At 60.1% G+C, this 5,994-nt stretch carries 3 protein-coding genes and 1 pseudogene; 3 read left to right on the forward strand and 1 reads right to left on the reverse strand.

Annotation, left to right across the window (positions count from 1 at the left end):
- Positions 1 to 188 precede the first annotated feature (188 nt).
- The 3 genes from WAO69_RS14920 to WAO69_RS14930 all read left to right on the forward strand — a co-directional run bounded on the left by WAO69_RS14920 (position 189) and on the right by WAO69_RS14930 (position 5,057).
- A complete protein-coding gene (locus WAO69_RS14920) occupies positions 189 to 1,271 on the forward strand; it encodes an efflux RND transporter periplasmic adaptor subunit (RefSeq protein ID WP_422180526.1) in 1,083 nt (360 codons plus the stop codon).
- Positions 1,271 to 4,432, forward strand: coding sequence for an efflux RND transporter permease subunit (locus WAO69_RS14925; RefSeq protein WP_422180528.1), 3,162 nt, complete (start codon positions 1,271 to 1,273; stop codon positions 4,430 to 4,432). Before WAO69_RS14920 ends, WAO69_RS14925 begins: the two co-directional genes overlap by 1 nt.
- Before the next feature lie 292 nt (positions 4,433 to 4,724).
- Positions 4,725 to 5,057, forward strand: a complete 333-nt coding sequence (locus tag WAO69_RS14930) for a hypothetical protein (protein ID WP_422180530.1) — start codon at positions 4,725 to 4,727, stop codon at positions 5,055 to 5,057.
- A gap of 299 nt (positions 5,058 to 5,356) precedes the next feature.
- Here the strand turns inward: WAO69_RS14930 and WAO69_RS14935 are convergent.
- A pseudogene (locus tag WAO69_RS14935) lies at positions 5,357 to 5,994 on the reverse strand (IS3 family transposase); the annotation flags it as partial.

Genomic DNA, 5,994 nt, shown 5'->3' on the forward strand with positions numbered 1-5,994 from the left:
CTGGCGAATGTGCTGTGACTGTCGCGGACCCCAGGGCAGCGTTTTCGCTCTTGCGAAACGCTCATGGCGCTTTGATATGGCTGTGTTCACACCACCTCCATCTGGCTGGCAGGTTGACGTGGTCCGGAACGCGCTATGTGCCATTGAATATGTGGAAAGGTCTACCGATGCGGCTGGTTTGCACTTTGTTGGCGATCGTCCTGTTGCTGCCCCTGTCTCAGGTTGCAGCCCAGGGGCGCGCAACGGCTGTGTCCGTGGCTCCGGTCGAGCAGCGCCTGCTGTCTGAAACCGTGCCTGTTTTCGCCGAAGTGACCACGGCCCGGGACGGTGCCGTGGCAAGCCGGGTGGCAGGCAATGTTCAGACCGTTCACGTTCTGGAAGGCACGCGGGTTCAAGAGGGCGATCCGATGGTCGAGCTTGATGATGAGCTGCTGCGAATCCTTGTTGCTCAATCCGAAGCGGAACTTGCGGTGGCCGAGGCCAGCATCTCGACCGCAGAGGTGCGCCTTGACCGTGCCATGACGACATTTTCAAGGATCGAAGCGCTCCGCGAGTCCTCGACCTTCAGTCAGGGCCGTTTTGATGACGCGCAATCGGACATGCTTGAAGCACGCTCCCAACTGGCCGAAGCGCAAGCACGGGTCAAAAGCACCGAGGCGCGACTTGTCGAGGCGCGCTATCAAATGGATCGCAGCACCGTGGTGGCTCCGTTCCCCGGTGTCGTCATCGAAGTCAATGTGATCCCCGGTGCCTTCATTGCTGCGGGCACGGCTGTTGTGCGTCTGCTGGACACCGAAGCCTTCGAGGTCGAGGCACGCGTGCCCGCCCGCTATGTCCGGTTTCTCCAGCCCGGTCAGAAGATGGAAGCCTCCACCGAAGAGGGAGACACCCTCACGCTGGAACTGCGTGCCATCCTGCCGCTTGAAGATCCGTCGACCCGGACGCGCATCGTGCGCTTTGGCGCGCCGGGGCTGGCAGAAGCCACCCTGGCTGCGGTTGGTCAGTCTGTGACCGTGCAGATCCCCGTGGGTGAGCCACGCCAGTTGCTGTCGGTTCCCAAGGATGCGCTTGTTCAGGGTCGGGGCGGCTGGATCGTCTATGTCGCTGTCGAAGGCGAGGCCCAGCCACGCCCGGTGACCTTGGGCCTGCCTGTGGGTGCGCGCTACGAAGTGCTGGACGGTTTGCAGGAAGGCGATCTTGTCGTTGTGCGCGGCAATGAACGTCTGAGGCCGGGCCAGGCGATCGCGCCGGAAACCGTGGACACCAACTGATGGACGTGATCCGCTATGCCATTGATCGGCCCGTTGCGGTTATTGCTGTCGTGGGGATGGCCATCCTGTTCGGACTGATCGCCTTGTCGCGCATTCCCATCCAACTGGCTCCGGATGTGCGCAAACCGATCGTTGTGATCGAAACCCTCTGGCCCGGTGCAGCCCCATCAGAGATAGAACGCGAGATCGTCAACCCGCAAGAGGAACAGCTGCGCGGCCTTGAAGGGCTTGAGATCATGACCTCGCGTTCGCGCACCGGCGAGGCCGAAGTCACTTTGGAATTCGCGGTCGGCACCAACATGAGCCAGTCTCTGCTATTGGTGTCCAACCGGCTCGACAGGGTGAGTGGCTATCCCGAAGAGGCCAATGAGCCATCGCTGAACACGTCCGGGTCGGATGATAGCCCCATTGCCTGGGTGCTGCTGACAGCGCGTGAAGGCAACACACGCGAAATTCCGACCTACGGCGACTTCGTCGACGACGTCATCAAGGACCGTATCGAGCGTATCGAAGGCGTGTCCGCGGTCAATGTCTTTGGTGGCGTGACACGCGAATTGCAGGTTGTTGTCGATCCGAGACGATTGTCACTCTATGGGCTGACCGTGCCTCAGGTCGTCCAGACCCTGCGCGCCGAAAACATCTCGATCTCTGCGGGAGATGTGGATGAAGGTAAACGGCGCTATGTCGTGCGCACCGAAGGCAACCTCAACACCGTAGAGGCGATCCGGGATGTGGTGCTGCGCTCGGGGGCGTTGAATGGCGGTATCGGACGGGTCCGTGTGGGTGATGTGGCCGAAGTGGCATTTGCCTACAAGGAGCCAACCTCAAGGCTGCGCTTCAAAGGGGAACCGGGTCTGGCCTTCAACATCGTGCGTGAGGCCGGTGCCAATGTGATCACCGTCATGGAAGAGATCCGCGGTGTCTTGGCTGAACTGGCCGAAGGGCCTGTTGCCGACGCCGGGCTGAACCTCGAGCAGGTTTATGACGAGACGATCTATATCAACGGCGCGATTGATCTGGTCACGCAAAACATCTGGATCGGAGGCGCATTGGCCGCATTGGTCCTGATGCTGTTCCTGCGCAGCGCCCGTGCCACCCTTGTTGTGTCGCTGGCCATTCCGGTCTCCATCGTGGCGACATTCGTGGTGATGGCGATTACCGGGCGCACACTCAACGTGATCTCGCTTGCGGGGATTGCCTTTGCGGTTGGCATGATCGTGGATGCGGCAATTGTCGTGCTGGAAAACATCTTCCGGCTGCGAGAAGAAGGCAAATCGCGTCGGGAAGCTGCCTATCTTGGGGCCAAGCAGGTTTGGGGTGCGATACTTGTGTCGGCTTTGACCACTGTTCTGGTGTTTGTTCCAATCCTGATCATGCAGCTTGAGGCGGGCCAGTTGTTCCGCGACATCGCAGTGGCGATTTCCGTATCTGTCCTGTTGTCGCTGGTCGTGGCTGTCACCGTCATTCCGGCGCTGGCCAGCCGTTTGCTGCGCAGCGGCGATCAGAAGACAATGCGCATCTGGGGGCTGGATCACCTGGCCTACGCGTTCCGGGATCTGGTGATGGCCTATGTGCGCATAACGGTGCGCTCACGTGTGATTGGCATTACCATGGTGTCTCTGATCGCGGGCGGAGCGGCTGTGGCCAGCTATACCAATCTGCCCCGTCTGGAGTATCTGCCCGAGGGCAACCGCAATCTGGTCTTCGGGCTGATCATCCCGCCACCCGGATACAACCTCGAGACGACGCAATCCATCGCCAAACGGATCGAATCCGTGGCCGAACCGCTTTGGGAGGCCTCTCCGGCGCTTGAGATGGAAGACGGTACGCCGACCATTGCCCATTTCTTCTTCGTGGCAACACCGGGCAACTCTTTCGTGGGGGCTGCTGCCACCGATGGTCAGCGCGCATCCGAGCTGATCCCCGTGCTGAGTCGGCCGATCTTTGCAGAGCCGGGCACATTCGGCTTCATGACCCAGCCGTCGCTGTTTGGTCGCGGGGTGGGCGGAGGCCGGGCAATCGAACTCAACATCTCGGGGCAGAACCTCGAGGAGATCCTGGCTGTTGCCGGGCAGGCTGCCGGGATCGTGTCCGAGCTTTTGCCACGCTCGGAAGGGCATCAGTTCCGCCCGATCCCCGGGCTTGAATTGGGCGCGCCCGAAGTTCGGCTTGTGCCGGACCGTCTGCGGCTGGCTGACGCGGGGCTCGACAGTTCCGGCCTGGCCGCGACCGTGGATGCGTTCAACGATGGTTTGCGCGTCGCCGAGATTACCGTGGGCGCAGAGCGCATAGACCTCGTGCTCAAGGGCGATCCGGTCATCAGCGAGGCCGCGCGGACCCAGGATATCGGCAACTATCCGGTGGTCACCCCAAGCGGACAGATCGTTCCCGTGTCAGCGCTCGCGGATGTGGTACTCACCGCAGGTCCTACCGAGATTCGCCACCGGGATCGCCTGCGTACCGTCACCCTTGAGGTTCGCCCCTCGGATGCGCTGGCGCTTGAAGAGGCGGTTGAACTTCTTGAGCGCGAAGTCGTCGATGTGCTGCAGGCACAAAACCTTGGCGATGACATCCGCCTGTCGGTCTCGGGCACCGCTGATCAACTCAGTCAGACCTGGTCGGCCATCCAGATCAATCTTGTCGTGGCGCTGATCATCGTCTTTCTGGTCATGGCCATTCTGTTTGAAAGCTTTGTTCTGCCGCTGGTCATCCTGATATCGGTGCCTGTGGCGGCAGCCGGTGGAGTAGGGGGGCTGGCGCTTCTGAACACCTATCAGGCCCAGCCGCTTGATATGCTGACGTTGCTTGGCTTTGTCATTCTGGTGGGCATCGTGGTGAATAACGCGATCCTGATCGTGCATCAGGCGCTCTATCATCTGCGCGAAGACCGCATGCAGCCTGGTGCCGCCATCGAAGAGGCCACCCGCAACCGTATTCGCCCGATTTTCATGTCCACGCTGACCAGCGTTATGGGAATGATGCCTCTGATCATTTTCCCGGGTGAAGGCTCCGAGCTTTACCGGGGGCTGGGTGCCGTGGTGGTCGGGGGCTTGTCCATGTCTGCCTTTCTGACGCTTCTGACCGTGCCGCCATTGCTCAAGCTGTGCCTGCGGGCACCCGAACCTGACGAGGTCATGTCGGAAGGTCTCAGCAAAGCCTGATATGGCTGCGACATTGATTGAACAAAAGATCCGCCTTGCCGGGTCCGATCTTGAATGCCCGCCGGTTGCCTGCCTGACTGCCCCGAATACGGGATTTTGCGCCAGGGGCGTTTTCGGCACTCTGGTCGCAAGACAATCCGATATTTGGCAGTCTTTTCAGGCGATCACCCGGGTCAGCTCTGTTGCGTTCACGAATATACATCTGTTAGCCTTTGAGTTCTGGGAAATGGGCCTCTGGGGTGCCGTATTGGTACTTACGGGTTGGCCTTTGCAAACATGGGGGTGTTTGACGATGAAATTTCTTGCCACTACCGGGGCTGCGCTGTTGCTGTCCTGTCTGTCCGTTTCAAGCGTTGCGGCGGACTCACTGAAGCGGATTCCAACCAAGCCGGGAGCCGTACCCAACGCCATTACGATCAGCTGTTTCCGGGGCCCGTCCAGCACGGTGATCTGGGATCGCCCGAATGCCGTGTTCATTCATGATCTGGTGCGGATCGGCTATACCTTTCCCGAAGCACATGCGATCGGTGAACGGATTTGCCGGGACGAATATGGTCTGGGTCAACACGGCTACATGAGCAGCTCGCTGCAGCAGATCATCGCAACGACGCCACCGACAAACTGATCCGGAACATGGGCAGGCTGGGATGAGCGGCCTGCCCATTTCGAGTGATTGATACAACCAAACCCGAGCTTCGGGCTTGCCTTGCCGTCATTCATGCCGCCGATCGCTTGCGGGATGCCTTGATCGACGCAAGTCATCCGCATGGTCAGGGCAAACCGGGTCGTGATGGGACAATCAATGTAGCCGTCAGGATCGCGAGCGAAATCGGCCAGGTCAACTCGGCCTCGATCAACTCGGGTGTGATCGTGCTGCCGATTTGCGCGCCGATGACCAGACAGATGATATCGCGCAGGCGCGCAGGTAGCGAAGAAGCTTTCACACATAGCGTTGTCGTAGCAATCTCCGACCGATCCCATCGATGGGCGCACGCCCATTTCCTTGCATCGCAGGCCGAAGGCCACGGATGTGTATTGCGATCCCTGGTCGCTATGATGAATGACACTATCAGGCTTGCGCTGTGTGACAGCCATGTTCATCGCATCGATGACAAGCTGGGCTTTCTGATCATTGCCCATGGCCCAGCCGATAATACGACGGCTGAAGGCATCTAACACGACCGCCAAGTAGAGAAAGCCTGCCCAGGTCGGCACATATGTGATGTCTGCGACCCAAAGCACATTGGGTGCATCAGCATAGAAGTTGCGGTCGACCAGATCACTTGCAGGCCGGGCCCTTGGATCCCGTTTTGTCGTGACCACGAACTTGCGGCGACTGACGCCCCTCAAGCCCTTGGCCTTCATCAACCTCTCGATGCGTTTGCGACCGACCTGAACGCCTTCTTCGGCCAGTTCAGCGTGGATGCGCGGCGCACCATAGGTTTGTTTGGATGTCTCATGGATGGCCGCGATCCGGTCGGTTAGCGCGCCATCGGCAACCTGCCGGATACTGGGCGGGCGGCTGTGATAGGCATAAAACCCGCTGCGGGAGACGCCCAAGG

The organism is Aestuariivita sp. (assembly GCF_049276915.1).
GTDB lineage: Bacteria > Pseudomonadota > Alphaproteobacteria > Rhodobacterales > Rhodobacteraceae > Aestuariivita.